The organism is Streptococcus sp. KR (assembly GCF_002238115.1).
Classification (GTDB): domain Bacteria; phylum Bacillota; class Bacilli; order Lactobacillales; family Streptococcaceae; genus Streptococcus.
Map to the genome: position 1 here is coordinate 60854 of NZ_NGVM01000012.1, position 24816 is coordinate 85669.

Annotated in this window: 25 protein-coding genes, 1 tRNA gene and 1 other RNA gene; 18 read left to right on the forward strand and 9 right to left on the reverse strand. The window is 40.0% G+C overall.

Annotation, left to right across the window (positions count from 1 at the left end; all coding sequences use genetic code 11):
- Nucleotides 1–113: 113 nt before the first annotated feature.
- Genes CBI42_RS06540 through CBI42_RS06550 form a run of 3 tightly spaced genes read right to left on the reverse strand, consistent with a single transcriptional unit; the run spans nt 114 to nt 2959 of the window.
- A complete protein-coding gene (locus CBI42_RS06540; RefSeq protein ID WP_094753556.1) occupies nt 114–1352 on the reverse strand; it encodes an NAD(P)H-dependent oxidoreductase in 1239 nt (412 codons plus the stop codon).
- An 18-nt stretch (nt 1353–1370) separates the two neighbouring features.
- Complete coding sequence (locus CBI42_RS06545) at nt 1371–1976, reverse strand: NADPH-dependent FMN reductase (RefSeq protein ID WP_000915951.1); 606 nt, start codon at nt 1974–1976, stop codon at nt 1371–1373.
- A 59-nt stretch (nt 1977–2035) separates the two neighbouring features.
- On the reverse strand, nt 2036–2959 hold the full coding sequence (locus tag CBI42_RS06550; RefSeq protein ID WP_045611923.1) for an FAD:protein FMN transferase: 924 nt from the start codon (nt 2957–2959) through the stop codon (nt 2036–2038).
- A 308-nt stretch (nt 2960–3267) separates the two neighbouring features.
- Here CBI42_RS06550 and nox point away from each other — a divergent pair, with 308 nt between their 5' ends.
- The 3 genes from nox to pdxT all read left to right on the forward strand — a co-directional run bounded on the left by nox (nt 3268) and on the right by pdxT (nt 6256).
- Entirely contained in the window at nt 3268–4647 is a 1380-nt protein-coding gene (nox, locus tag CBI42_RS06555) for a H2O-forming NADH oxidase (RefSeq protein WP_094753557.1), read from the forward strand.
- Between the two features lie 151 nt (nt 4648–4798).
- A complete protein-coding gene (gene pdxS / locus CBI42_RS06560; protein WP_000138517.1) occupies nt 4799–5674 on the forward strand; it encodes a pyridoxal 5'-phosphate synthase lyase subunit PdxS in 876 nt (291 codons plus the stop codon).
- Nucleotides 5675–6256, forward strand: coding sequence for a pyridoxal 5'-phosphate synthase glutaminase subunit PdxT (pdxT, locus tag CBI42_RS06565; RefSeq protein WP_049487824.1), 582 nt, complete (start codon nt 5675–5677; stop codon nt 6254–6256). It abuts the gene before it with no gap.
- 20 nt (nt 6257–6276) lie between these two features.
- Here the strand turns inward: pdxT and trhA are convergent, their stop codons facing one another.
- A complete protein-coding gene (gene trhA, locus CBI42_RS06570) occupies nt 6277–6924 on the reverse strand; it encodes a PAQR family membrane homeostasis protein TrhA (RefSeq protein WP_001097996.1) in 648 nt (215 codons plus the stop codon).
- Complete coding sequence (locus tag CBI42_RS06575; RefSeq protein ID WP_049487826.1) at nt 6921–7367, reverse strand: DUF1836 domain-containing protein; 447 nt, start codon at nt 7365–7367, stop codon at nt 6921–6923. The genes trhA and CBI42_RS06575 overlap by 4 nt, the downstream gene beginning before the upstream one ends.
- Before the next feature lie 134 nt (nt 7368–7501).
- Between CBI42_RS06575 and CBI42_RS06580 the strand changes: the two genes are divergently transcribed.
- The 7 genes from CBI42_RS06580 (at nt 7502) to trxB (ending at nt 11854) form a co-directional block, all read left to right on the forward strand.
- Nucleotides 7502–7996, forward strand: a complete 495-nt coding sequence (locus CBI42_RS06580) for a GNAT family N-acetyltransferase (RefSeq protein WP_045607171.1) — start codon at nt 7502–7504, stop codon at nt 7994–7996.
- Nucleotides 7996–8505, forward strand: coding sequence for a methylated-DNA--[protein]-cysteine S-methyltransferase (locus tag CBI42_RS06585; RefSeq protein WP_049492194.1), 510 nt, complete (start codon nt 7996–7998; stop codon nt 8503–8505). Before CBI42_RS06580 ends, CBI42_RS06585 begins: the two co-directional genes overlap by 1 nt.
- A gap of 12 nt (nt 8506–8517) precedes the next feature.
- Nucleotides 8518–8874, forward strand: coding sequence for an arsenate reductase family protein (locus CBI42_RS06590; protein WP_094753558.1), 357 nt, complete (start codon nt 8518–8520; stop codon nt 8872–8874).
- A 157-nt stretch (nt 8875–9031) separates the two neighbouring features.
- The gene (locus CBI42_RS06595) at nt 9032–9832 is read left to right on the forward strand and encodes an amino acid ABC transporter permease (protein ID WP_001103449.1); all 801 of its coding nucleotides are present in this window, start codon (nt 9032–9034) and stop codon (nt 9830–9832) included.
- A complete protein-coding gene (locus CBI42_RS06600) occupies nt 9832–10575 on the forward strand; it encodes an amino acid ABC transporter ATP-binding protein (protein ID WP_000590982.1) in 744 nt (247 codons plus the stop codon). Before CBI42_RS06595 ends, CBI42_RS06600 begins: the two co-directional genes overlap by 1 nt.
- 77 nt (nt 10576–10652) lie before the next feature.
- Nucleotides 10653–10877: a DUF4059 family protein gene (locus tag CBI42_RS06605; RefSeq protein ID WP_000926599.1), complete on the forward strand. Its 225-nt coding sequence runs from the start codon at nt 10653–10655 to the stop codon at nt 10875–10877.
- A 65-nt stretch (nt 10878–10942) separates the two neighbouring features.
- Entirely contained in the window at nt 10943–11854 is a 912-nt protein-coding gene (trxB, locus tag CBI42_RS06610; RefSeq protein WP_094753559.1) for a thioredoxin-disulfide reductase, read from the forward strand.
- Nucleotides 11855–11892: 38 nt separating this feature from the next.
- Here trxB and rlmB read toward each other — a convergent pair whose 3' ends face one another.
- Nucleotides 11893–12621 (reverse strand): 23S rRNA (guanosine(2251)-2'-O)-methyltransferase RlmB, encoded by a 729-nt coding sequence (gene rlmB, locus CBI42_RS06615; RefSeq protein WP_094753560.1) that lies wholly within the window; start codon nt 12619–12621, stop codon nt 11893–11895.
- A gap of 44 nt (nt 12622–12665) precedes the next feature.
- A complete protein-coding gene (def, locus tag CBI42_RS06620) occupies nt 12666–13277 on the reverse strand; it encodes a peptide deformylase (RefSeq protein ID WP_049500103.1) in 612 nt (203 codons plus the stop codon).
- Between the two features lie 174 nt (nt 13278–13451).
- Here def and CBI42_RS06625 point away from each other — a divergent pair, with 174 nt between their 5' ends.
- From CBI42_RS06625 to CBI42_RS06645, 5 genes are all read left to right on the forward strand, one after another.
- The gene (locus tag CBI42_RS06625; RefSeq protein ID WP_094753567.1) at nt 13452–14777 is read left to right on the forward strand and encodes a CapA family protein; all 1326 of its coding nucleotides are present in this window, start codon (nt 13452–13454) and stop codon (nt 14775–14777) included.
- A 21-nt stretch (nt 14778–14798) separates the two neighbouring features.
- Complete coding sequence (locus CBI42_RS06630; RefSeq protein WP_094753561.1) at nt 14799–15626, forward strand: HAD family hydrolase; 828 nt, start codon at nt 14799–14801, stop codon at nt 15624–15626.
- A gap of 1 nt (nt 15627) precedes the next feature.
- Complete coding sequence (locus CBI42_RS06635) at nt 15628–16263, forward strand: SGNH/GDSL hydrolase family protein (protein WP_094753562.1); 636 nt, start codon at nt 15628–15630, stop codon at nt 16261–16263.
- 61 nt (nt 16264–16324) lie between these two features.
- Nucleotides 16325–16672, forward strand: a transfer-messenger RNA (tmRNA) gene (ssrA, locus tag CBI42_RS06640).
- Nucleotides 16673–16977: 305 nt separating this feature from the next.
- Complete coding sequence (locus CBI42_RS06645) at nt 16978–18312, forward strand: Nramp family divalent metal transporter (RefSeq protein ID WP_000094601.1); 1335 nt, start codon at nt 16978–16980, stop codon at nt 18310–18312.
- 78 nt (nt 18313–18390) lie between these two features.
- On the opposite strand, the gene CBI42_RS06650 is transcribed toward CBI42_RS06645, so the two are convergent.
- Nucleotides 18391–18478 (reverse strand) — tRNA-Ser (locus tag CBI42_RS06650).
- A 161-nt stretch (nt 18479–18639) separates the two neighbouring features.
- On the opposite strand from CBI42_RS06650, the gene CBI42_RS06655 reads away from it, so the two are divergent.
- Genes CBI42_RS06655 through CBI42_RS06665 form a run of 3 tightly spaced genes read left to right on the forward strand, consistent with a single transcriptional unit; the run spans nt 18640 to nt 22243 of the window.
- On the forward strand, nt 18640–19380 hold the full coding sequence (locus tag CBI42_RS06655) for a DeoR/GlpR family DNA-binding transcription regulator (protein WP_000920654.1): 741 nt from the start codon (nt 18640–18642) through the stop codon (nt 19378–19380).
- Nucleotides 19377–20288, forward strand: coding sequence for a 1-phosphofructokinase (gene pfkB, locus CBI42_RS06660; RefSeq protein ID WP_070527933.1), 912 nt, complete (start codon nt 19377–19379; stop codon nt 20286–20288). The genes CBI42_RS06655 and pfkB overlap by 4 nt, the downstream gene beginning before the upstream one ends.
- Nucleotides 20285–22243, forward strand: a complete 1959-nt coding sequence (locus CBI42_RS06665) for a PTS fructose transporter subunit IIABC (protein ID WP_094753563.1) — start codon at nt 20285–20287, stop codon at nt 22241–22243. The genes pfkB and CBI42_RS06665 overlap by 4 nt, the downstream gene beginning before the upstream one ends.
- A gap of 92 nt (nt 22244–22335) precedes the next feature.
- Here the strand turns inward: CBI42_RS06665 and CBI42_RS06670 are convergent, their stop codons facing one another.
- Nucleotides 22336–24657 (reverse strand): hypothetical protein, encoded by a 2322-nt coding sequence (locus CBI42_RS06670; RefSeq protein ID WP_094753564.1) that lies wholly within the window; start codon nt 24655–24657, stop codon nt 22336–22338.
- Nucleotides 24658–24816 lie beyond the last annotated feature (159 nt).

The window sequence follows — 24816 nt, forward strand, 5'->3', positions numbered from 1 at the left end:
AGTATTCTTTCTTTTAACAAGGATAGGTGAAATAATAATCAAAAGACTAGCAGTTTTTGTCTGCTAGTCTTTTTTCGCTAAAAAAGGAACCAATATGGTTCCCAAAACTATTATTAGTTACTTGCGCCAGATGTAGCGTCTGCGCCACCACCGTGGCCTCCAGCATCACCTGCATCAGAAGCTCCAGATGTGGCATCTGCACTGCCATGTCCTCCAGCAGGAGCTGCAGCATTTCCACCGACTAGACGTTGACCAGTCGTATTGAGGTACCAGTCAAGCCATGGTTGGAAATTAAAGATAATCTCATTAATTCCAGCATATGAACCATCTGGATAGTACATTGCTTGGTAATTATGGGTATTAATAACACCTTCAGGTGTTCCCGGCACAATTGTACGGACATATTCTTGATCCCCGTTACGCAATACGCCGACAACCCATTCAACGTTTTTCATTCTAGAATCTGGCAATGTACCGTGTACTGTTCCTAATCTATTTCCTGATTGAGCACGTACACGTTTACCAAACATTGTATCTGGGTCTTGGTGAGCGTTATTAAAGTACAAGAATTGATTGTTATCATCTGCAAATGTCAATTCAAATGGCATTGCTTTCAAGAACATGTCAATTTGGTTAACTGTCAAGATACCGTGGTCTAATTTAACGTAAGTATCTCCAGAAACAGCTCCAACAAGTTCAGCAGCTTTTTCTACCCATTCAGGATCATCTGGATCAACACCTTGGATAGTAGTTGCAATTGAATTTGTACAATATAAATCTTCTGGCTCAATTGGTTTTGGTTTTTTCAATTTTGAAACGACTCCCACATATTTTACAAAGTTGTCCAAGCATGTTTCAAGGAAATTAACAGTTCCTTCATTTGTGATATTTCCATTAACATCAAAAGCTTCTTTAGCTTTACCAAGAAGGAATTCATTTCCTGGAAGAGTGTAGGCATTGACACCTGGAGCGTCAAGAATCTTACGAAGGTGAACTTGGGCACGAGAAGTACCTTGGTCGTAGTAAGAAGCTCCCACAATCATGACTGGCTTGTTTTCAAATGGATGAACTTCGTATGAAAGCCATTCAAGAACAGATTTAAGAGAAGCTGAGATTGTGTGGTTGTGCTCAGGAGTAGCAATAATGACACCATCAGCACGCGTAATTCTGTTATACAAAAGACGTAATTGGAAACTTTCGTCCCATTTTTCGTCTTGGTTAAACATTGGAACTTCGTCAATTTCAAGAACTTCTAATTCAAATTTGAGTTTGAAGTGACGACGGATGAATTCCAAGAGTTTACGGTTATATGATTGATCGTAGTTTGATCCTACAAGTCCAACAAATTTCATTCTTTTTGCTCTCCTATCTTACAAATTTTCCCAGTCAAAGTCTTCAGCATCTTTGCGAAGTAGTGCTTGTGCGTTGCGTAATTTTTCTGTGATTTTTACAAAGATACGGAAGTCGTCAAAAGTAGCATCTAATTTTTTGATAACATCAAGATCCACTAGATCTCCACTTGGATTGAAGGCTTGAAGAGAATGTGAAAGCAAGAATTCATCTGGAAGGACACTTGCTTTGATTTCTGGGGCATTCAAGATTTGGCGAAGTTGTAATTGGGCACGTGATGAACCAAGCGTACCATATGAAGCACCTGTAATCATGATTGGTTTGTTCAAGAGTGGGTAAATACCATAAGACAACCAAGCAAGAGCGCTCATTAAAACAGCTGGGATAGAGTGGTCATACTCAGGAGTACCGATAATAACGCCATCTGCCTCTTCAATTTTAGCAGCAATTTCCAGAATTTCAGCAGGTACTTGCTTGTCAGCTGGTTTATTGAAGACAGGAATGTCTTTAATTTCCACAAGTTCAATTTCAGCTTTTTCAGCAAAGTGTTTTTGCATGTATTGAAGCAATTGGCGGTTTGTAGAACGTTTTGAATTTGTTCCAACAATAGCAATAAGTTTTAACATGAGATTTCCTTTCTCTTTTTACATAATACGATTTTAAAACTCCATTGAAACATCTATTTCTATAGAGTAGGAATTCCTGAAGAACAGCTTAGGTGACCTTCTTTATCGATGAGGATAGCTTCGATGCCCTCCAAACTTTCGACTTGCCAGAGGATAGAAGCCGGTCTTTCTCCAAATAGACGAGTTGTCCAGATTTCACCATCAACTGATTTATCAGAGATGATTGTTAGACTAGCTAGTTCTGTTTCAACAGGATATCCTGTTTGGCTGTCAAAAATATGATGGTAATCTTTTCCATCGACAGTCAGGTGACGTTCATAAATGCCTGAAGTCACGACAGATTTATTGACAACAGGGATGGTCATTAAGTGATTTCCCCTAGGATTGGCTGGGTCTTGAATCCCGATTTGCCAAGGCTGATTTCCTCTTGCCTGATTTTTTCCAATGGTCAGGACATTCCCTCCCAGATTGATCAAGGCAGATGTCACTCCCTCTTCTCTAAGAAATTGGGCAACCTTATCCGCACTATAACCCTTGGCTAAACAACCAAGATCGATCTTCATTCCTTTTTGTTTTAATAACACAGTGGAGGTGGAAGAATCTAACTCGATATAATGAGGATTGATTAAAGGAAGCACCGATTCAATTTCTTGAGGCTGGGCCACTTTGGCATCCGAAAAACCAATGCGCCAGGTTTGAATCAAGGGACCAATGCTGATGTTGAGATGACTAGAGGGCGCTAGGCTATGCTCTAATCCAAGTGAAATCAATTCAAACAAATCAGGATGAACTTTGACTGGAGCTATTCCAGCTTGATAATTGATTTCCATCAACTCAGATTCTTGACTATTGGCATTGAAGCGGTATTCAAGCTCTTTGAGTAAATCAAAGGATTTTTGGAGCAAGCTATCGGCTCGCTCATCTACTAATGAAATAGTGATAGTAGTCCCCATTAGCCGTTCGGAATGTGAACTAAGAGGCAAGCTACCAACTCCTTTCTCTTATGAAAAGAAGGCTGAAATATAGTAAATTTATATTAAATTTAACCCCTTACATTTTCTTTCCATGATACTAGCATACCATAAAGTCAGCGTTTTCACAAATGAAATTTGTAAACTTGTCAAGAAATATGCTCAGAAAATAAAGAGTAATTGTAAGAAAGGCTGATAAAATACAGATTATTTACATTTTTTTACAAAAAAATCGGGAAAATTAGCTAAACTCTTGTAAACGCTAACAGTAAATGTTATACTAGAAGAGTAAATTTAAAATTGAAGGTAGGAATTTTTCTATGAGTAAAATCGTTGTAGTTGGTGCTAACCACGCTGGTACAGCATGTATTAATACTATGTTGGATAATTTTGGAAACGAGAACGAAATCGTTGTTTTTGACCAAAACTCTAACATCTCTTTCTTAGGATGTGGAATGGCCCTTTGGATTGGTGAACAAATTGATGGTGCTGAAGGCTTGTTCTATTCTGATAAAGAAAAATTGGAAGCTAAAGGTGCTAAGGTTTACATGAACTCACCAGTTCTTTCAATCGACTATGATAACAAAGTAGTTACAGCAGAAGTTGAAGGGAAAGAGCACAAAGAATCATACGAGAAATTGATTTTCGCTACAGGTTCTACACCAATCTTGCCACCAATCGAAGGTGTTGAAATTGTTAAAGGAAACCGCGAATTTAAAGCAACTCTTGAAAATGTACAATTCGTTAAATTGTACCAAAACGCTGAAGAAGTGATTCACAAATTGTCTGATAAGAGTCAACACCTTGACCGTATCGCCGTTGTTGGTGGTGGTTATATCGGTGTTGAACTTGCTGAAGCCTTTGAACGTCTTGGAAAAGAAGTTATCCTTGTTGATATCGTTGATACTGTCTTGAACGGTTACTATGACAAAGACTTCACACAAATGATGGCGAAGAACTTGGAAGACCACAACATCCGCTTGGCGCTTGGTCAAACTGTTAAAGCAATTGAGGGTGACGGTAAAGTTGAACGCTTGATTACTGATAAAGAAACTTTCGATGTGGATATGGTTATCCTTGCAGTTGGTTTCCGTCCAAACACAGCCCTTGCTGATGGTAAGATTGAACTCTTCCGTAACGGTGCCTTCCTTGTAGACAAGAAACAAGAAACATCTATCCCAGGCGTTTACGCAGTAGGTGACTGTGCGACTGTTTATGACAACGCTCGTAAAGACACTAGCTACATCGCTCTTGCTTCAAATGCTGTTCGTACTGGTATCGTTGGTGCATATAACGCATGTGGACATGAATTGGAAGGAATCGGTGTTCAAGGTTCAAATGGTATCTCAATCTACGGTCTTCACATGGTTTCAACTGGTTTGACTCTTGAAAAAGCTAAAGCTGCTGGTTACAATGCAACTGAAACAGGCTTTAACGATCTTCAAAAACCAGAATTCATGAAACATGACAACCATGAAGTTGCCATCAAGATTGTCTTTGACAAAGATAGCCGTGAAATTCTTGGTGCACAAATGGTTTCACACGATTCTGCAATCAGCATGGGAATCCACATGTTCTCACTTGCTATCCAAGAGCATGTGACAATTGATAAGTTGGCATTGACAGACCTATTCTTCTTGCCACACTTCAACAAACCATACAACTACATCACAATGGCTGCACTTACAGCTGAAAAATAAAAATGAATGAGCTATCTGACCTTAAGTTAAGGCCAGATAGTTTTTTAACTATTCTGTACCCATACAATTACGTTTTTTTTATCTTGTACTTCATTTTAATCTAACTTAAAATGAAATGGTAGCTACCAATACAAATGATGAGGATAAAGAAATGACTGAAAATCGTTATGAACTAAATAAAAACTTGGCACAGATGCTCAAAGGTGGGGTTATCATGGACGTTCAGAACCCTGAACAGGCTCGTATTGCAGAGGCCGCTGGTGCGGCTGCTGTTATGGCCTTGGAGCGAATTCCAGCTGATATTCGTGCAGCTGGTGGTGTTTCCCGTATGAGTGATCCAAAGATGATTAAGGAAATCCAAGAAGCGGTTAGTATTCCAGTGATGGCCAAGGTCAGAATCGGGCACTTTGTTGAAGCTCAGATTTTAGAGGCTATTGAGATTGACTATATTGATGAGAGTGAAGTTTTATCTCCAGCAGACGATCGTTTCCATGTGGACAAAAAAGAATTCCAAGTTCCTTTTGTCTGTGGGGCTAAGGATTTGGGAGAAGCCTTGCGTCGTATTGCTGAAGGAGCTTCTATGATTCGTACCAAAGGAGAACCGGGTACGGGGGATATCGTTCAAGCCGTTCGTCATATGCGTATGATGAATCAGGAAATTCGCCGCATTCAAAACCTACGTGAGGACGAACTTTATGTTGCCGCCAAGGACTTACAAGTCCCTGTAGAATTGGTTCAATATGTCCATGAACATGGAAAATTGCCAGTTGTAAACTTTGCGGCTGGAGGCGTTGCAACGCCAGCAGATGCCGCGCTGATGATGCAATTGGGAGCAGAGGGCGTCTTTGTCGGTTCAGGTATTTTTAAGTCAGGAGATCCTGTTAAACGAGCGAGTGCTATTGTCAAAGCGGTGACTAACTTCCGTAATCCTCAAATTCTAGCTCAAATCTCTGAAGATTTAGGAGAAGCCATGGTTGGTATCAATGAAAATGAAATCCAAATTCTCATGGCTGAGCGAGGAAAATAGATGAAAATTGGAATATTGGCCTTGCAAGGTGCCTTTGCAGAACATGCAAAAGTGCTAGATAAACTAGGAGTCGTTAGTGTCGAAATCAGAAATTTAGATGATTTTCAGAAACATCAGAGTGACTTGTCAGGTTTGATTTTGCCTGGTGGGGAGTCTACAACCATGGGCAAGCTCTTACGAGACCAAAACATGCTGCTTCCCATTCGAGAAGCCATTCTATCTGGTTTACCAGCCTTTGGAACCTGCGCAGGCTTGATTCTCTTAGCTAAAGAAATTTCTTCTCAGAAAGAAAGTCATCTAGGAACTATGGATATGGTGGTTGAGCGCAATGCTTATGGGCGCCAATTAGGAAGTTTCTACACGGAAGCAGAATGTAAGGGAGTCGGTCAGATTCCAATGACCTTTATTCGTGGTCCAATTATCAGTAGTGTTGGAGAAGATGTAGAAATTTTAGCAACAGTTGATAATCAAATCGTTGCAGCCCAAGAAAAAAATATGCTGGTAACTTCTTTTCATCCAGAACTGACTGATGATGTGCGTTTGCACCAGTACTTTATCAATATGTGTAAAGAAAAAAGTTGAGACTGAGTTTCTCAACTTTTTTACATGTAATAAACAATGGCGATGTATTGGAGGGCAGATGCTGCTAGGATAAAGAGATGCCAAATCATGTGGAAATAAGGTTTTTTCTTGGCGTAAAATCCAGCTCCAACTGTATAACAGAGTCCACCAGTTACCATGAGACTCCAGAAAATTGGCGTTGTTTGACTGATAATGGCAGGAATGATAGCCAGAACCAACCAGCCCATAATCAGGTAAAGAGCAAGGCTAAATTTCTCATTGACTTTTTTAGCAAAGATTTTATAGAGAATACCAAAGATGGTCGTTCCCCACTGGATAGCAATAATCAGATAGCCAAACCAGTTATTCATTAAGGTCAAGACGACGGGCGTGTATGAGCCTGCGATAGCCACATAAATCATCGAATGGTCGATGATTCTCAAGACATATTTGTGGGTTGAACCATAGGCCATAGAGTGATAAATGGTGGATGATAGAAACATGAGAAAGAGACTAATAACGAAAATGGAAACGCCGATAGAGGATAAAAATCCGTGTGCCTCATAACTATAGGTGGATGAAATGGGGAGTAAGATGAGCATGATGACTGCACCTACGGCATGGGTCACGCTATTAGCAATCTCCTCTCCAAAACTGAGTTGTTTGCTGAGTTTAAGACTAGTGTTCATTGGATTACCTCCTCTTGAGTATGATCGATTAAGGCTAGAGTTTGATGATAGAGTTTAACGGTTTGACAGCTACTTTGGATAATGGGGTTAGCTGGATCAATTCCTTGGTTCATGTAGTTTACAAAAGCATCGTAGAGTTGGTCTGAACTTGCTTGACTTTGGAGAGTATTAAGTGTCTGAGCGATTTCTTGAATAGAAAATACAGACTTGAGGGTTGTGATAGCAATTAGACGGGCAATCTGTTGGCGTTGGTATTTTTTCTTGTCAGGTTTTGTCAGGTAACCATGTTTCACATAATTATTGACCATGGATGCTGTTAGCCCCTTGTCCTTATCTGGAGAGACAGGGGCGCAGACCTGATTGACATAGAGCAAAACCTGGTCCAGATAGAGGTCGATGTTTGGAATTTCTGCCCATTTGGGGTAGGAAAAGGTAGTTTTCATTTTCAACTCCTTTTTATCTAGTTTTAATAACTAGATTATAAAATAACAAAAACAGAAAGTCAAGTTTTAACTGCTTGTAGAAAGACTTAAATTATGCTATGATGGGAGAAACTAGTCAGAAATGAGGAGAAAAGATGGAGATTCGTTTAGCTTTTCCAAATGAAGTAGATGCCATCATGCAGGTGATGGAAGATGCTAAAAAATATTTAGCAGATGCTGGTAGTGACCAGTGGCAAAATGGCTATCCAAATGCTGATATTATTATTGAAGATATTATCTCAGGTCAAGCCTACGTAGCCTTGGAAGAGGGAGAACTACTAGCTTATGCAGCTGTGACCAAGAGTCCAGAGGCAGCCTATGAAGCCATTTATGAAGGCAACTGGCAAGCTGGAGAGTCAGAGTACCTGGTCTTTCACCGTATTGCTGTGGCAGCAGATGTCCAGGGACAGGGAGTTGCTCAAACCTTTTTAGAGGGCTTGATTGAAGGTTTTGACTATCTTGATTTTCGCTCAGATACGCATGCTGAAAACAAAGCTATGCAACATATTTTTGAAAAACTTGGTTTTAAACAGGTTGGTAAAGTGCCTGTTGATGGCGAACGCTTGGCCTATCAAAAATTAAAGAAATAATGCAAAAGAAGTACGCAAAAATGTTCTATTCTTCGCCAATAGGAACCTTGTCTTTGGTTGCCGACGAGCAATATCTGTATGGCGTTTGGGTGCAGGAGCAGAAGCATTTTGAGAGGGGACTAGTAGATGAGACGATAGAAGCAGTTGTTAGTCATCCCATTTTAGACCCAGTTATTGCTTGCTTAGATGCTTACTTTAAAGGCAAGCCTCAGGATTTATCCGACTTGCCTTTGGCTCCAATCGGAACGGATTTTGAAAAGCGAGTTTGGTCCTATTTACAGAGAATTCCTTATGGTCAGACAGTGACCTATGGACAAATAGCCCAAGACCTGCAAGTGGCCTCTGCTCAAGCAATTGGTGGAGCAGTGGGACGCAATCCTTGGTCTATCCTAGTACCTTGTCATCGTGTGTTAGGAGCAGGTAAGCGTCTGACAGGGTATGCTGCAGGAGTGGAAAAGAAAGCTTGGCTCTTGGAGCATGAAGAAGCAGATTTTAAAGATATAAAATAGAAAGTGAAAGATATGTTAGAATTTATCGAATATCCAAAATGTTCAACTTGTAAAAAAGCAAAACAAGAATTAAATCAATTAGGTGTGGACTACAAATCCGTCCATATCGTCGAAGAAACACCTAGCCAAGAAGTCATTTTAAACTGGCTAGAAACCTCGGGTTTTGAGTTGAAGCAATTTTTCAACACCAGTGGGATCAAATACCGTGAATTAGGGCTGAAAGATAAGGTAGGAAGCCTGTCAAACCAAGAAGCAGCTGAGTTGCTAGCAAGTGACGGTATGTTGTTAAAACGCCCCATTTTAGTAGAAAATGGAACTGTTAAGCAAATCGGTTATCGAAAAGCTTATGAAGAATTGGGATTGAAATAGTTTTTATCTATCTCTTTGATAGATAAAATATATAACCTCCCTGTTTCAAAGTATGATAAACTAGTAGGTAGACAAAGTCTGTATCTGACCGTAGCAAATAATTTCATTGACGGCAGAAGTATGGTAGAATGAATCATTATCAGGAGAGGATGTTTTTATGAATGTTACAACGATTTTAGCATCAGATTGGTACCAAAACTTGATGCAATTGATTCCGGATGGCAAGCTGTTTAGCTTGCGTTCGGTCTTTGATGGAATTCCAAGAATTGTCCAACAACTTCCAACAACGATTATGTTGACAATTGGTGGTGCCCTTTTTGGCTTGGTTTTGGCACTTCTTTTTGCTATTGTGAAAATCAATCGTGTCAAGATTTTATATCCCTTACAGGCCTTCTTTGTTAGTTTCTTAAAGGGGACACCGATTTTGGTGCAACTCATGTTGACCTACTACGGAATTCCTTTGGCTTTGAAAGCTCTCAATCAGCAATGGGGAACTGGTCTCAATATCAATGCCATTCCAGCTGCTGCTTTTGCGATTGTTGCCTTTGCTTTCAACGAGGCAGCTTATGCCAGTGAAACCATTCGTGCAGCCATTCTCTCAGTTAACCCTGGTGAGATTGAGGCGGCACGCAGTCTGGGTATGACCCGAGCACAAGTTTATCGTCGTGTGATTATTCCAAATGCGGCCGTTGTGGCGACTCCAACTTTAATCAATTCCCTAATCGGCTTGACCAAGGGAACTTCCCTAGCCTTCAGTGCGGGTGTTGTGGAAGTCTTTGCCCAAGCTCAGATTTTGGGTGGTGCCGATTATCGTTATTTTGAACGCTTCATCTCCGTTGCCCTTGTTTATTGGGTAGTCAATATCGGAATTGAAAGCCTAGGTCGTTTCATCGAGAGAAAAATGGCTATTTCTGCACCCGATACAGTGCAAACAGATGTGAAAGGAGACCTTCGTTAATGATTAAGATTTCGAATTTAAGCAAATCCTTTTCAGGACAGACTGTCTTGGATCATCTGAACTTGGATATTCAAAAAGGGGAAGTTGTAGCCTTGATTGGTTCTTCAGGAGCTGGAAAATCAACTTTTCTTCGTAGTCTCAATTATCTTGAAACACCGGACAGTGGCTCTATTCAGATTGATGATTTCTCAGTTGATTTTTCTAAAATCACTCAAGAAGAAATCCTTGCCCTACGCCGTAAGCTGTCTATGGTTTTCCAACAGTTTAATTTGTTTGAACGCCGAACAGCACTTGATAATGTAAAAGAAGGCTTGGTTGTTGTCAAGAAATTATCTGACCAAGAAGCAACCAAGATTGCCAAGGAAGAGTTGGCTAAGGTTGGGCTTTCTGATCGTGAAAACCATTACCCTCGCCATTTATCAGGTGGACAAAAGCAACGGGTTGCCCTAGCGCGTGCGCTTGCTATGAAACCAGATGTCTTGCTCTTAGACGAACCAACTTCAGCCCTTGACCCAGAATTGGTCGGTGAAGTAGAAAAGTCTATTGCAGATGCTGCTAAGTCAGGTCAGACTATGATTTTAGTTAGTCATGACATGTCCTTTGTAGCCCAAGTGGCTGATAAGATTCTCTTCTTAGATAAGGGGAAAATCATCGAGTCTGGAACACCGGATGAGATTATCCACCATCCTAAAGAAGAGCGGACAAAAGAATTCTTCGCTAGTTACAAACGGACTTATATTTGATATAATAGATAAAGGAAAACTCAGTTAGCTGGACTAGCTGAGTTTACTCTTTAAAAAAGATAGAAATGAGAGAAATCATGCTACTGCAACTATTTTCTTTATATTTCGAGAGTTTGATCTTGACCACCATCCTTGTCCTGATTTTTTTAGGGATTTGGATTGGACTGAGAGCTATGTCGGGAGTTGATAAGACAGCCAAGGCTCGCCAAGCCCATCTCTATGATATGATTATGATTGGGGTCTTGGTTGTTCCAGTATTATCCTTTGCGGTTATGAGTTTAATTCTTGTTTTCAAGGCATAATCCTTGCTTGATTGACAAGAAAGAGTTAGAATAAAGATAGTTACAACAAGAAAGAAGGAATCTATATGTACGATACTATTATTATCGGTGCTGGACCTGCAGGAATGACTGCAGCCTTGTATGCTGCTCGAAGCAATCTAAAAGTAGCCTTGATTGAAGGTGGTCTGCCAGGTGGTCAGATGAATAATACATCTGATATTGAAAATTACCCAGGATACGCTAATATTAGTGGGCCAGAATTGGCAGAAAAGATGTTTGAACCGCTTGAAAATCTTGGTGTTGAGCACATTTATGGTTATGTTGAAAATGTCCAAGACCATGGTGATTTTAAGAAAGTGATTACTGATGACCAAACGTATGAAACTCGTACAGTTATCGTAGCAACTGGTTCTAAACACCGTCCTTTGGGAGTGCCTGGAGAAGAAGAACTGAACAGTCGTGGTGTTTCTTACTGTGCCGTGTGTGATGGTGCTTTCTTCCGTGACCAAGATTTGTTGGTAGTCGGTGGTGGAGATTCAGCTGTTGAAGAAGCCCTCTTCTTGACTCGTTTTGCTAAGACTGTGACCGTTGTTCACCGTCGTGACCAACTTCGTGCTCAAAAGGTTTTACAAGACCGCGCCTTTGCGAATGAGAAAGTCAGCTTTATCTGGGATTCTGTAGTGAAGGAAATCAAGGGCGAAAACCGAGTAGAATCTGTCGTATTTGAAAATGTGAAAACAGGTCAAGTGACAGAACAAGCCTTTGGTGGTGTCTTTATCTATGTTGGATTGGACCCTCTTAGCGATTTTGTTAAAGAATTGAATATCCAAGATCAGGCTGGATGGATTGTGACAGATAACCACATGAAAACTGCAGTTGACGGTATCTTTGCAGTTGGAGATGTTCGCTTGAAAGACCTCCGCCAAGTAACAACAGCAGTTGGAGATGGAGCTATCGCTGGTCAAGAAGCTTATAAGTTTATCACCGAACATAGTTAATCATAAAAAAGTTTCCAATCAGATGACTGGAAACTTTTTTATAGTCTATTTCGGAAAACTTCGTACATGAGAATAGCTGCAGCAACACTGGCATTAAGGCTTTGAACATGTCCATTCATAGGAATGGTAATCATTTCATCTACCTGTTTTTTGATGTTGCTAGAGATGCCTTTTCCTTCATTTCCGATGATGAGGGCAATTTTCCCTTTTGTATTCCACTTATGGCAAGGAGTACCATTCATATCCGTTCCAAAGGTCCAGAATCCTTCATCCTTGAGTTTGTCCATAGTTTGGCTCAGATTGGTCACTCGAGCGATTGGAACGTGCTCAATAGCACCTGTGGCTGTTTTAGCAACGACAGGAGTAACTCCGACAGCACGGTGCTTGGTAATGATGACTCCTGAAACATTGGTCGCATCGGCTGTTCGCAAGATAGAACCTAGATTATGGGGGTCGGTTAGCCCGTCCAGAATTAATAGCAAAGGATTTTCTTCTTGGCGTGTTTTGGCAAGGATGTGATCCAGCTCGCTATAGGCAAATTCAGACACTCGTAGAACAAAACCTTGGTGGACAGCACCTTCAGTCATCTCAGAGAGGGATTTTTTTGAAGTCCAAGAAATGGACACCTTCTTTTCTGTAGCCAATTCCTTGACTTTCTCAAGATTCTTACCTCGGAGATCTTCTTGAAGGTAGAGTTTATTGCCAGTATTTGCAAGGAGTGCTTCGGTAACGGCGTGGACGCCATAGACAATATCATTTGTTTTCATGCCTCTATTATAACACAAAACCCCGTCTTACAACGGGATTTTCTTTATTCTAGAATTAGTAAACCATCTTTAACTGCAAATGGGTCTTTTTCATTGATACGATCGTAAAACATGATACCGTTAATGTGGTCAATTTCATGCTGAACAACGATGGAGTTGTAACCTTTGAGCTTAATACGGTGTTTTTCTCCATCCTTGTCAAAGTAGTCAACAGTAACGCGGGCATGGCGAACAACATAGCCAGGTACGTTGCGGTCAACAGAAAGGCACCCTTCTCCTTCGCCAAGAGCAGCGTCTTGAACAGAGTGAGAGACGATTTTTGGATTGTACATAATAGCTTGCAAGTCGTAAGCTTCCTGTGGAGTTTCGCCTTCTTCGACAATGTTTGGCACCAAAACAGCGATAATGCGTTTTGAGATATCCAATTGAGGAGCAGCAAGTCCAACCCCACCGCGGAGCCCCATTTTTTCAGCCATGACAGGATCTTGGGAATGTTTGAGGAATTGCATCATCTTTTCACCAAGGATGATTTCCTGATCAGACAAGGGGAAAGTAACTTCCTCAGCAACCGCGCGTAGAGTTGGGTTCCCTTCGCGGATAATATCTTTCATATCAATTAAGTGAGCAGCTTTTGTAATACGTTCTATAGCAGACATTTTCTCTCCTTTCATTACCTCTACATGATAACACAAAATGACAAGGATTGAAAGTATTACAGCCTTTAGGATTTATATAAAATAGATAGGAAGTTCAATTCAGTTGTGAAAGAAATACTTATCTGTGTTATAATAAAAAGAAAAGGCTTGCATTAGAAAGTAGGGAGAATGAAGATGCAAAGAAGACAAGATAGACATAAACGTGGACCAGTTTTTCGTTTTGTGAAAGGTTTGGTCAGCTTTTTTAGACGTTATCGTAAGTGGAGCAATAAGGGATTTGTTGCTGTGCTTTTGCTGGCTGTTGCTTTATCAATGGGCTTGGTCTTGTTGTTTGAAAGTTTCCAAGGAATTCCCTTGACCAGTCAAAAAAAGGATGCCATTTCTCAAGAAGCACATAAGACGAATCAAAGTTCTAAAGATCAGGAAGAAGAAACAAGTGCTCGTATTATGGCCCATGGAGATTTACTTTACCATGATATTATCTATATGTCAGCTAAAAAGGAAGATGGCAGCTATGATTTTCATGAGAATTTTGAATACGTAACTCCTTGGCTTAAGCAGGCAGATTTGGCAATAGGTGATTTTGAAGGGACCATTAATAAAGATCATTATCTAGCTGGCTATCCTTTATTTAATGCTCCTGGTCAAGTAATGGATGCTATTAAAGATGCTGGGTATCATGTTTTAGATTTAGCCCATAATCATGTTTTAGATTCTCAAATTGAAGGAGTTATTTCAACGGCAGATGCAATTGAAAAGGCAGGAATGACACCTATTGGAGTTTATACGCACGAGTCACGTGATCAAGCTCCGCTCGTTATCAAGGAAGTGAACGGTATCAAGGTTGCACTTTTGGCTTATTCTTATGGATTTAATGGAATTGAGCAAAGTATTTCTCAAGAAGATTATAACCGCTATCTTTCAGACCTAAACGAAGATAAGATGAAGGCTGAAATTGAGCGTGCAGAGAAGGAAGCGGACATTACTGTTATCATGCCTCAGATGGGGGTTGAGTATCGCATAGAACCGACTGAAGAGCAAAAGGTTTTGTACCACAAGATGATTGAATGGGGAGCGGATATTATCTTTGGAGGCCATCCACACGTAGTTGAGCCATCAGAGACTGTTGAAAAAGATGGAGAGAAAAAACTTATCATCTATTCTATGGGAAACTTTATTTCTAACCAACGTATTGAAACAATGACTGGTGTAGACAATGCGAAGTGGACAGAGCGTGGTGTTCTTATGGATGTAACTGTCAAGAAAAAAGGTGGAAAAACAACTATTGACACAGCTAAAGCTCATCCAACTTGGGTCAATCGAACACCAAAGGGAACCTTTTCACCAGAAGGATATCCCCTATATCATTATCAAACCTATATCTTAGAAGATTTTATCGAGGGTGGCAGTCATCGTGATCAGTTAGATGAAGCGACTAAGGAACGAATTGATGCAGCCTATAAAGAAATGAACGAACATGTAGGATTGAAGTGGGATTAGCTTGAATTCAGAGGAAAGTAAATGACGATTAAAGTAATTGCGACAGATATGGATGGGACCTTGCTGGATGCTAGAGGCCAGCTTGATCTCCCACGCTTGGAAAAGATTTTAGATCAGTTGGATCAAAGGGGCGTTCGTTTTGTCATCGCTACGGGCAATGAAATTCACCGTATGAGGCAACTACTGGAGCACTTGGTGGATCGAGTGGTTCTGGTGGTTGCCAACGGTGCTCGTATTTTTGAAAACAATGAACTGATTCAGGCTCAGACTTGGGATGATGTCATTGTCGATAAGGCCTTGGCTTATTTCGAGGGTCGATCGTGTCAGGATCAGTTTGTTGTAACGGGGATGAAGGGTGGTTTCGTCAAAGAAGGTACGATTTTTACAGACCTTGAAAGTTTTATGACTCCAGAAATGATTGAAAAATTCTACCAACGGATGCAATTTGTGGATGAATTAACCTCTGACCTCTTTGGTGGTGTTCTCAAGATGAGTATGGTTGTTGGTGAGGAACGTTTGAGTTCGGTTTTGGAAGAAATCAATGACCTCTTTGATGGCCGCGTTCGGGCTGTATCGAGTGGCTATGGTTGCATTGATATCCTTCAAGCTGGAATTCATAAAGCATGGGGCTTGGAAGAATTACTCAAGCGTTGGGACTTGACTCCCCAACAAATCATGGCTTTTGGTGACAGTGAAAATGATGTTGAAATGCTTGAAATGGCTGGAATTGCCTATGCGATGGAAAATGCTGATGATAAAGCCAAAGCTGTGGCTACTGCTCTAGCACCAGCCAACAGCCAAGGCGGAGTTTATCAAGTCTTGGGAAACTGGTTAGAAAAAGGAGAATGAAGTGGCAGTACAGTTATTAGAAAATTGGTTACTAAAGGAACAAGAAAAAATCCAAACCAAGTATCGTCACTTAAATCAGGTTTCTGTTGTAGAGCCAGACATTCTTTTTATTGGGGATTCCATTGTCGAATACTATCCTCTGCAGGAACTATTTGGGACTTCAAAGACGATTGTCAATCGAGGAATTCGTGGCTATCAGACAGGGCTGTTATTAGAAAATCTTGATGCGCATCTTTATGGTGGAGCAGTAGATAAAATTGTCCTTTTGATTGGGACAAATGATATCGGAAAAGATGTGCCTGTGAATGAGGCTCTCAATAATCTCGAAGCTATCATACAATCCATTACTCGCGATTATCCATTGACTGAGATTAAATTGCTTTCCATTTTGCCAGTCAATGAGGGAGAGGAGTACAAGCAGACAGTCTATATCCGCACGAATGAAAAAATCCAGAAATGGAATCAAGCCTATCGAGAGCTTGCTTCAGCCTATATGCAGGTAGAATTTGTGCCAGTTTTTGATAGTTTGACAGACCAGGCAGGTCAACTCAAAAAAGATTATACAACTGATGGGTTGCACCTTAGTGTTGCTGGTTATCAGGTTTTGACAAAATCTTTGAAAGACTATCTTTTGTAGTTAATTGCTTTCCTTTTTGCATTTTTGTGTTAGATAAGGTATAATGGTTTTATTGTCTTTTGGGGTCGTTACGGATTCGACAGGCATTATGAGGCATATTTTGCGACTCGTGTGGCGACGTAAACGCTCAGTTAAATATAACTGCAAAAAATAACACTTCTTACGCTCTAGCTGCCTAAAAACCAGCAGGCGTGACCCGATTTGGATTGCTCGTGTTCAATGACAGGTCTTATTATTAGCGAGATACGATCAAGTCTTGTCTAGCGGCTTGATAAGAGATTGATAGACTCGCAGTTTCTAGGCTTGAGTTATGTGTCGAGGGACTGTTAAACGAATACATAACCTATGGTTGTAGACAAATATGTTAGCAGGTGTTTGGACGTGGGTTCGATTCCCACCGGCTCCATTGATAATTTACATTGTTTTGTAAATCTTTCTAAAACGTTGTTTTTACAACGTTTTTTATTTTATTCTTTGGTATTCTTTTGCAAAAAAAGAATACAACATTTTGTTGTATCCTAAATATTAAATCAAGTCCTGAATTTTCTTAAGTTTTTATCATATTTTCTGTTATAATTAAGGTGCCTTAAGAAAAATAATGAAAAAACTAAATGTTTTTCATATAGTTTTCATTGTTTTAATAGTTTAAAGTCAATCTTATTTTTCTCTAATAGAAAATAATGAAAAAGTAGGTTTAGAAAGAGGTAAGTATCTATGTCTTCTCATAAAAAAGTGTCACTCTCTGAGATTAATCAATCTATCGATACTCCAAATAACAATCATTTCTGGCAAAATTTAAATGCCTTTTTAGGTCCGGGTGCTCTTGTCGCAGTTGGTTATATGGATCCAGGAAACTGGATTACCAGTGTAGTCGGTGGTGCTTCCTATAAGTATAGTCTCTTGTTTGTTATCTTGATTTCATCTCTCATTGCCATGCAACTTCAGCAGATGGCAGGAAAGCTTGGTATTGTAACCCAGATGGACCTGGCTCAAGCAACGGCTCATCATTCACCTAAATGGCTTCGTTATAGTCTATGGGTGATTTTAGAATTAGCCTTGATGGCGACAGATCTGGCAGAAGTTCTAGGTTCAGCGATTGCTCTCAATCTTCTCTTTAAGATTCCGATTATGATAGCAATTCTCTTGACCGTGTTGGATGTTTTTCTCTTATTGCTTCTGATGAAATTTGGCTTTAAGAAGATTGAAGCTATTGTGACAACACTGATTTTAACCATTCTAGCAATTTTTACCTATCTGGTAGCTTTGTCACATCCAAGCTTCCAAGGAATCGTTGAGGGTTATCTACCGAATGCAACCTTATTTGAAAGTCCCTTGCCAGGGCATGAAAGTCAATTAACCTTGGCACTAGGGATCGTGGGAGCAACGGTTATGCCCCATAACCTCTATTTGCATTCTTCCTTGTCACAAACTCGGAAAATCAATCACAAGGACAAGAATGATGTTCGAAAAGCCGTGCGCTTTATGACCTGGGATTCAAATCTCCAATTATCCTTGGCCTTTGTGGTTAACTCCCTTCTATTAATTCTCGGGGCGGCTCTCTTTTTCGGCCATGCATCTGAGATTTCTGCCTTCTCTCAAATGTATAATGCCTTGCAGGATTCTACTATTGCAGGAGCTATAGCTAGCTCGACCTTATCAACCTTGTTTGCCTTGGCTTTATTAGCCAGTGGTCAAAATTCGACAATTACGGGTACCTTGACTGGACAAATCGTTATGGAAGGTTTCTTGCATATGAGATTACCTCAATGGTTCATTCGTTTGGCAACTCGTCTCTTTGCCTTGTTGCCTGTCATGATTGTAGCGGTTCTGTTTGGTCATCAGGAAAAAACATTAGATCAGTTATTGGTTTATTCACAAGTCTTTCTTTCGATTGCTCTTCCATTTTCAATCTTCCCACTGATTTATCTAACTTCTAAGAAATCACTGATGGGAGAATTTACCAATGCCAAATGGAATACCATCCTTGGCTATATCGTTTCCATTATCTTAACAATTCTCAATGTGAAATTGTTATTTGATATTTTCTAAGAAATTCACCCGAGTTATAAAACAAGCATATAAGAAAAAAGATACCCAAGATTTCTTGGGTATCTTTTTTAAAATAAACGGAAGACATGGGATTCGAACCCACGCACGCTGTTACACGCCTACCGCGTTTCCAACACGGCCTCTTAAGCCTCTTGAGTAATCTTCCAATACTTACTCAAATAGTCTACCATAAAGGCTCTTATCTTGCAATAAAAATTTTGGAAATAAGAAAAATGATAGATTTTGAAAGAAAATGACAAAAAGCGCTTGACTTTGAAAGAAAGTGTGATAGAATGAATAGTGTAAACGATAACAGGAGGTGATTCGGTGTTAAAAACAGAGCGGAAGCAACTGATTTTAGAGGAGTTAAATCAACATCATGTAGTTTCTCTAGAAAAATTAGTTAGTTTGCTAGAGACCTCAGAATCAACGGTTCGAAGAGATTTGGATGAGTTGGAAGCGGAAAACAAGCTTCGTCGCGTACATGGTGGAGCAGAATTGCCTCACTCTTTGCAGGAAGAAGAAACCATTCAAGAAAAATCTGTCAAAAACCTTCAAGAGAAGAAGTTGCTGGCTCAGAAAGCAGCCTCTCTCATCAAGGAACAAGATGTCATCTTTATCGATGCTGGAACAACAACTGCTTTTTTGATTCATGAATTGGTCAATAAGAATGTTACAGTCGTGACCAACTCGATTCACCATGCCGCACAGTTGGTTGAAAAGCAGATTCCAACTGTCATGGTTGGAGGAAGTGTCAAGATGGCAACAGATGCTAGCATCGGGGGCGTTGCTCTTAACCAGATTAACCAATTGCACTTTGATCGTGCCTTTATCGGGATGAATGGTGTGGACGATGGCTATTATACAACTCCTGATATGGAAGAGGGTGCTGTGAAGCGCGCTATTTTAGAGAATGCCAAACAGACCTATGTCTTGGTTGATTCGTCAAAAATTGGACAAACTTGCTTTGCCAAGGTAGCACCACTCAAACGAGCTATTGTTATCACAAGTCAAGGGCATGAGCTCTTGCAGGCTATTAAGGAGAAAACGGAGGTAATAGAAGTATGATTTATACAGTCACACTCAATCCATCCATTGACTATATCGTTCGTTTGGACCAAGTCCAAGTCGGTAGTGTCAATCGAATGGATAGTGATGATAAGTTTGCTGGAGGGAAAGGAATCAATGTCAGTCGTGTCTTGAAACGCTTGGATATTCCAAATACAGCGACTGGATTTATCGGAGGTTTTACTGGTAAATTTATCACAGATACTTTGGCTGATGAAGCAATCGAGACACGTTTTGTCCAAGTGGCAGAAGATACTCGTATCAATGTTAAAATCAAAGCAGACCAAGAGACAGAAATCAACGGAACGGGTCCAAATGTCGAACCAGCCCAGTTAGAAGAATTGAAAGCTATTTTATCTAGTCTGACAGCAGATGATACGGTTGTGTTTGCGGGTTCGAGTGCTAAAAACCTAGGAAATGTCATCTACAAGGATTTGATTGCCTTGACGCGGCAGACTGGTGCGCAAGTGGTTTGTGACTTTGAAGGACAGACCTTGATTGATAGTTTGGACTACCAGCCACTTTTGGTCAAACCAAATAATCACGAGCTTGGAGCGATTTTTGGAGTGAAACTCGAAAGTTTAGATGAAATTGAGAAATACGCTCGAGAACTCCTAGCTAAAGGTGCTCAAAATGTGATTATCTCTATGGCTGGTGATGGTGCCCTTCTTGTCACATCTGAGGGAGCTTACTTCGCCAAACCTATCAAGGGAACAGTCAAAAATTCAGTTGGAGCTGGTGACTCTATGGTTGCTGGATTTACAGGTGAATTTGTCAAATCTAAAGATGTAGTAGAATCCTTCAAATGGGGAGTTGCTTGTGGAACAGCAACGACATTCTCAGATGACTTGGCAACGGCAGAATTTATTAAAGAAACATATGAAAAAGTTGAGGTAGAAAAACGATGAAAATTCAAGACCTATTGAGAAAAGATGTCATGTTGCTGGATTTGCAGGCAACTGAAAAAACAGCTGTCATCGACGAGATGATTAAAAGTTTGACAGACCACGGTTATGTAACAGATTTTGAAACATTTAAAGAAGGAATTTTGGCGCGTGAAGCTCTCACTTCTACTGGTCTGGGTGATGGAATCGCAATGCCTCACAGCAAAAATGCTGCTGTAAAAGAAGCGACTGTTCTCTTTGCTAAATCAAACAAGGGTGTTGACTATGAAAGTTTAGATGGACAACCAACTGACCTCTTCTTCATGATTGCTGCTCCAGAAGGCGCCAATGATACTCACTTGGCAGCCTTGGCAGAATTGTCTCAATACTTGATGAAAGATGGCTTTGCTGATAAACTTCGTCAAGCAACATCAGCTGACCAAGTTATCGAACTTTTTAACCAAGCTTCAGAAAAAGCTGAGGAGCCAGTTCAAGCACCTACCAATGACTCTGGTGACTTTATCGTTGCTGTTACAGCTTGTACAACAGGTATTGCCCACACTTACATGGCCCAAGAAGCCCTTCAAAAAGTGGCTGCTGAAATGGGGGTTGGTATCAAGGTCGAAACCAACGGTGCTAGCGGTGTTGGAAACCAACTAACTGCTGAGGACATCCGCAAGGCTAAAGCTGTTATCATAGCTGCAGACAAGGCGGTTGAGATGGATCGTTTCGATGGCAAACCATTGATCAATCGTCCAGTGGCTGACGGGATCCGTAAAACAGAAGAATTGATTAACTTGGCTCTTTCAGGAGAAGCGGAAGTCTACCGTGCCGCTAATGGTGCAAAAGCTGCAACAGCCTCTAACGAAAAACAAAGCCTTGGTGGTGCCTTCTACAAACACTTGATGAGTGGTGTATCTCAAATGTTGCCATTTGTTATTGGCGGTGGTATCATGATTGCCCTTGCCTTCTTGATTGACGGCGCTTTGGGTGTTCCAAATGAAAAACTTGGCAATCTTGGTTCTTACCATGAGTTAGCTTCTATGTTCATGAAAATCGGTGGTGCAGCCTTTGGTTTGATGCTTCCAGTCTTTGCAGGTTATGTTGCCTACTCTATCGCTGAAAAACCAGGTTTGGTAGCAGGTTTCGTGGCTGGTGCTATTGCAAAAGAAGGTTTTGCCTTTGGGAAAATCCCTTATGCCGCAGGTGGTGAAGCAACTTCAACTCTTGCCGGTGTCTCATCTGGTTTCCTAGGCGCCCTTGTGGGTGGATTTATCGCAGGTGCTTTGGTGCTTGCTATCAAGAAATACGTTAAAGTTCCTCGTTCACTTGAAGGTGCAAAATCAATCCTTCTCTTGCCACTTCTTGGGACAATCTTGACAGGATTTGTCATGCTAGCTGTTAACATCCCGATGGCAGCAATCAACACTGCTATGAATGACTTCCTAGGCGGTCTTGGAGGTGGTTCAGCTGTCCTTCTCGGTATCGTCCTTGGTGGAATGATGGCTGTTGACATGGGGGGACCAGTCAACAAAGCGGCTTATGTATTTGGTACAGGTACGCTTGCAGCGACTGTTTCTTCAGGTGGTTCTGTGGCTATGGCAGCAGTTATGGCTGGAGGAATGGTACCACCACTTGCAATCTTTGTCGCAACTCTTCTCTTTAAAGACAAATTTACTAAAGAAGAACGCAACTCTGGTTTGACAAACATCATCATGGGCTTGTCATTTATCACTGAGGGAGCAATTCCATTTGGTGCCGCTGACCCAGCTCGTGCGATCCCAAGCTTCATCCTTGGTTCAGCAGTAGCAGGTGGACTCGTTGGTCTTACTGGTATCAAACTCATGGCGCCACACGGAGGAATCTTCGTTATTGCCCTTACTTCAAATGCTCTTCTTTACCTCGTTTCTGTCTTGGTAGGAGCAATCGTAAGTGGTGTGGTCTATGGTTACCTACGCAAACCACAAGCAGTTAAATAAAAGGGAACTATATACCAGTTTAAACCAACCACAAAATGTAGTATTTCAACAATATCGAAAAAGACGATTTCCGTTTGGAAATCGTCTTCTCACTATTTCAATAGTTCATACTCAAATAATTTACTTTCAAGCTCATTCTCATAGTAATCAGCTAACCTTGTTTTAAGTTCTTTTAGTTTAGTGTTAACTTTTTCATTGTTGAATATCTTTTTATCATTACCATCTTTGTATGATGTATTTATGTCCAATTCAATTTGATAAGTACCATAATTGTATTTTGGATTATATTCTTGAGTATTTTTAGCTAGTTCAAGTAATTCATCAAAGACGCCTAGCAACATTAAGTCAGCTCTATCAAGTTTTCCATATTTTTCTTGTTCGACCAATTCTTTACGAACTAGAGAGTTCTCATCTAGGCACATTTCGTTACTATAAAACTTTCCATCAGAACCATCAAAGCTCAAACAATGATTTTTTTGAGAGATACAAGTCCATAATGTAGCTTTTCTAAGAAAATCTGTATCCTCTGTATACAAATCCTCTTTATCAGCAGTTGTGTAGTAAATATCCCTTTCATACCAGTTTTTTTGAGGGTATTGCTTGGCAACAAATAAAGCAGTTTGCTCTGCGTAATTATTTGTTCTAACTTGACTACCTCGTCCATGATAAATAGCAATTCTAGTCATTCTTATGTCCTGCGGAGTAGTACCAAAACCACTGGCTTCTATAACCGCTAAAATATTGTCATTATAAACAGGTTTTCCATAGCTTTTTAATGGTACTTCTTTACCATCGTAGCCAGTAGCAATTTTAGATAACACATCTGTTTTTAACTTTTTAGAATAGTATTCTCCTAGCGTTTTGTATACTTTTTTTATAGTGACATGCTTCACATCTTTAAGAATAGCATCCTCAGGTACATCAATGACTGCTGCTCCTTTCCCAGTTCCCCATTTTTTATTATCTCTCCATATTTCTTTAGCAGTTACAGTAATACTTTCAGTTTCGTTATCTTGATCGTTTTTCCAAAGTGCTACCAAAACGGAACTTTCTTGTGCTTTAAAGTTCCCTCTGTTTGCTAGAAAACCATTAATAAAGATTTTTTGCATTAGACCAACTGATTTCCAATACTTAACAGGAGCAAATAAAATATAATAGTCGTTTTCATCTCTCATAAAGTATTTTTCAAAAGACCAAACAAATTGATTTAGCAAATCTTTTGCATGGTTACTATCACCCACAAATTCATCGGACATCAATTTCCTTATATAGCTAAATTTATCTATCGATTTAACATTTCCTTCTTGAGCCCGAGCTAATTCGCTAGAATAAGGGGGATTTTCAAAACCAATAATCGCAACATTTTTGTCATCTATGATTTCTTGTAATGTATTATGTTTTCCATCTGTTTCCATTGGAATCGATAAAAACTCTTCTGCTAAAGCATCCCCACCTGTTACTAAGTTCCCCTTGTTTGCTTGTACAATTGAAAGTGGTGGTATGATAGCCCTCACCTTTCCAATATATTTGTTATACAAAACAAGCCATTCTTTTATTTCATAAGTATTCAAGATAACATGGCCTAACTCTTCTTCAGTTAAATAATGCTCTAATGCTCCTGTACCAGCACATCTATCCAAAATAACATAGTCCATATTTTTAGGAAGACTGCTAATAGCTTGACGAACAAGTTTAGTTGCTTCTTTAACATAAGGTAATGGTGTATAAAACGCTCCTAAATCTTTTCTATTTGCAGGGTCATTTAATGCGTCCATCACGGTGTCAAAATCGCTTTCGTCTCCACACCAAGGTAAGATATAGTTTTCGACTATTGAATTAGACGGTTGTTTGAGCATCTCAAACATTTGAGATTTTGTTGTTGTTTTATCGTGACGGTATATGTAGTTCGCCCACCCTAAAATGTTTGGAAAGCCAATTTCAAACTTTTGATACTCGTCTATTTGGAATAATTCACGCAATTCACGATTTTTAGGGCTCTTTGGTTGAAAAACATCAAATTCAATTACTTTTTCAGGATTAGTAGCATCTTTTAAAGTCTTCTGATTTACATTTTTTGATGCACTATTCGTATAATTTTGTAAAATTTCTAAACGATATTTAGTTGCATCATAAACACTAGCACGATTTTTATTAATATCAACTAAAACGATTTTGCTTGGTATAGGAATACCACCTTTAATCCTTAATTTAGACAGATAGTGGATAGCTTGAGTAAGCACAGCATTAAGATCAGCAATGCTATTTTTAAATTCAAACAGAGATCCGTTAACGATACCATCAGTATTTTCGATTAAAATATCTTTTTCATCAAAACCGAAATTTCTCCAGAAAAATAAATTGTCTGCTCTTTCATTTCCAGATTGCCAACTTCTATCAATAGCTAGAGGCGTCATTTTACACCTCCAACAATCAACTCATTGAGTTGAGAAACAACAGAAAAGACCTTCTCACAAAAATGTGAAAAAGTCTGTTTTAGGGCTTGACAAAAAATACGCTTGATTACATAATCAGCGTGAGCTGTGAGCTGTGAGCTGTGAGCTGTGAGCTGTGAG

What these genes read in the sequence shown, in the direction of transcription:
- CBI42_RS06540 (WP_094753556.1), bottom strand. Translation starts at nt 1,352, where the DNA reads ATGAAATTTGTTGGACTTGTAGGATCAAACTACGATCAATCATATAAC.
- CBI42_RS06545 (WP_000915951.1), bottom strand. Translation starts at nt 1,976, where the DNA reads ATGTTAAAACTTATTGCTATTGTTGGAACAAATTCAAAACGTTCTACA.
- nox (WP_094753557.1), top strand. Translation starts at nt 3,268, where the DNA reads ATGAGTAAAATCGTTGTAGTTGGTGCTAACCACGCTGGTACAGCATGT.
- pdxS (WP_000138517.1), top strand. Translation starts at nt 4,799, where the DNA reads ATGACTGAAAATCGTTATGAACTAAATAAAAACTTGGCACAGATGCTC.
- pdxT (WP_049487824.1), top strand. Translation starts at nt 5,675, where the DNA reads ATGAAAATTGGAATATTGGCCTTGCAAGGTGCCTTTGCAGAACATGCA.
- trhA (WP_001097996.1), bottom strand. Translation starts at nt 6,924, where the DNA reads ATGAACACTAGTCTTAAACTCAGCAAACAACTCAGTTTTGGAGAGGAG.
- CBI42_RS06575 (WP_049487826.1), bottom strand. Translation starts at nt 7,367, where the DNA reads ATGAAAACTACCTTTTCCTACCCCAAATGGGCAGAAATTCCAAACATC.
- CBI42_RS06580 (WP_045607171.1), top strand. Translation starts at nt 7,502, where the DNA reads ATGGAGATTCGTTTAGCTTTTCCAAATGAAGTAGATGCCATCATGCAG.
- CBI42_RS06585 (WP_049492194.1), top strand. Translation starts at nt 7,996, where the DNA reads ATGCAAAAGAAGTACGCAAAAATGTTCTATTCTTCGCCAATAGGAACC.
- CBI42_RS06590 (WP_094753558.1), top strand. Translation starts at nt 8,518, where the DNA reads ATGTTAGAATTTATCGAATATCCAAAATGTTCAACTTGTAAAAAAGCA.
- CBI42_RS06595 (WP_001103449.1), top strand. Translation starts at nt 9,032, where the DNA reads ATGAATGTTACAACGATTTTAGCATCAGATTGGTACCAAAACTTGATG.
- CBI42_RS06600 (WP_000590982.1), top strand. Translation starts at nt 9,832, where the DNA reads ATGATTAAGATTTCGAATTTAAGCAAATCCTTTTCAGGACAGACTGTC.
- CBI42_RS06605 (WP_000926599.1), top strand. Translation starts at nt 10,653, where the DNA reads ATGCTACTGCAACTATTTTCTTTATATTTCGAGAGTTTGATCTTGACC.
- trxB (WP_094753559.1), top strand. Translation starts at nt 10,943, where the DNA reads ATGTACGATACTATTATTATCGGTGCTGGACCTGCAGGAATGACTGCA.
- rlmB (WP_094753560.1), bottom strand. Translation starts at nt 12,621, where the DNA reads ATGAAAACAAATGATATTGTCTATGGCGTCCACGCCGTTACCGAAGCA.
- def (WP_049500103.1), bottom strand. Translation starts at nt 13,277, where the DNA reads ATGTCTGCTATAGAACGTATTACAAAAGCTGCTCACTTAATTGATATG.
- CBI42_RS06625 (WP_094753567.1), top strand. Translation starts at nt 13,452, where the DNA reads ATGCAAAGAAGACAAGATAGACATAAACGTGGACCAGTTTTTCGTTTT.
- CBI42_RS06630 (WP_094753561.1), top strand. Translation starts at nt 14,799, where the DNA reads ATGACGATTAAAGTAATTGCGACAGATATGGATGGGACCTTGCTGGAT.
- CBI42_RS06645 (WP_000094601.1), top strand. Translation starts at nt 16,978, where the DNA reads ATGTCTTCTCATAAAAAAGTGTCACTCTCTGAGATTAATCAATCTATC.
- pfkB (WP_070527933.1), top strand. Translation starts at nt 19,377, where the DNA reads ATGATTTATACAGTCACACTCAATCCATCCATTGACTATATCGTTCGT.
- CBI42_RS06665 (WP_094753563.1), top strand. Translation starts at nt 20,285, where the DNA reads ATGAAAATTCAAGACCTATTGAGAAAAGATGTCATGTTGCTGGATTTG.
- CBI42_RS06670 (WP_094753564.1), bottom strand. Translation starts at nt 24,657, where the DNA reads ATGACGCCTCTAGCTATTGATAGAAGTTGGCAATCTGGAAATGAAAGA.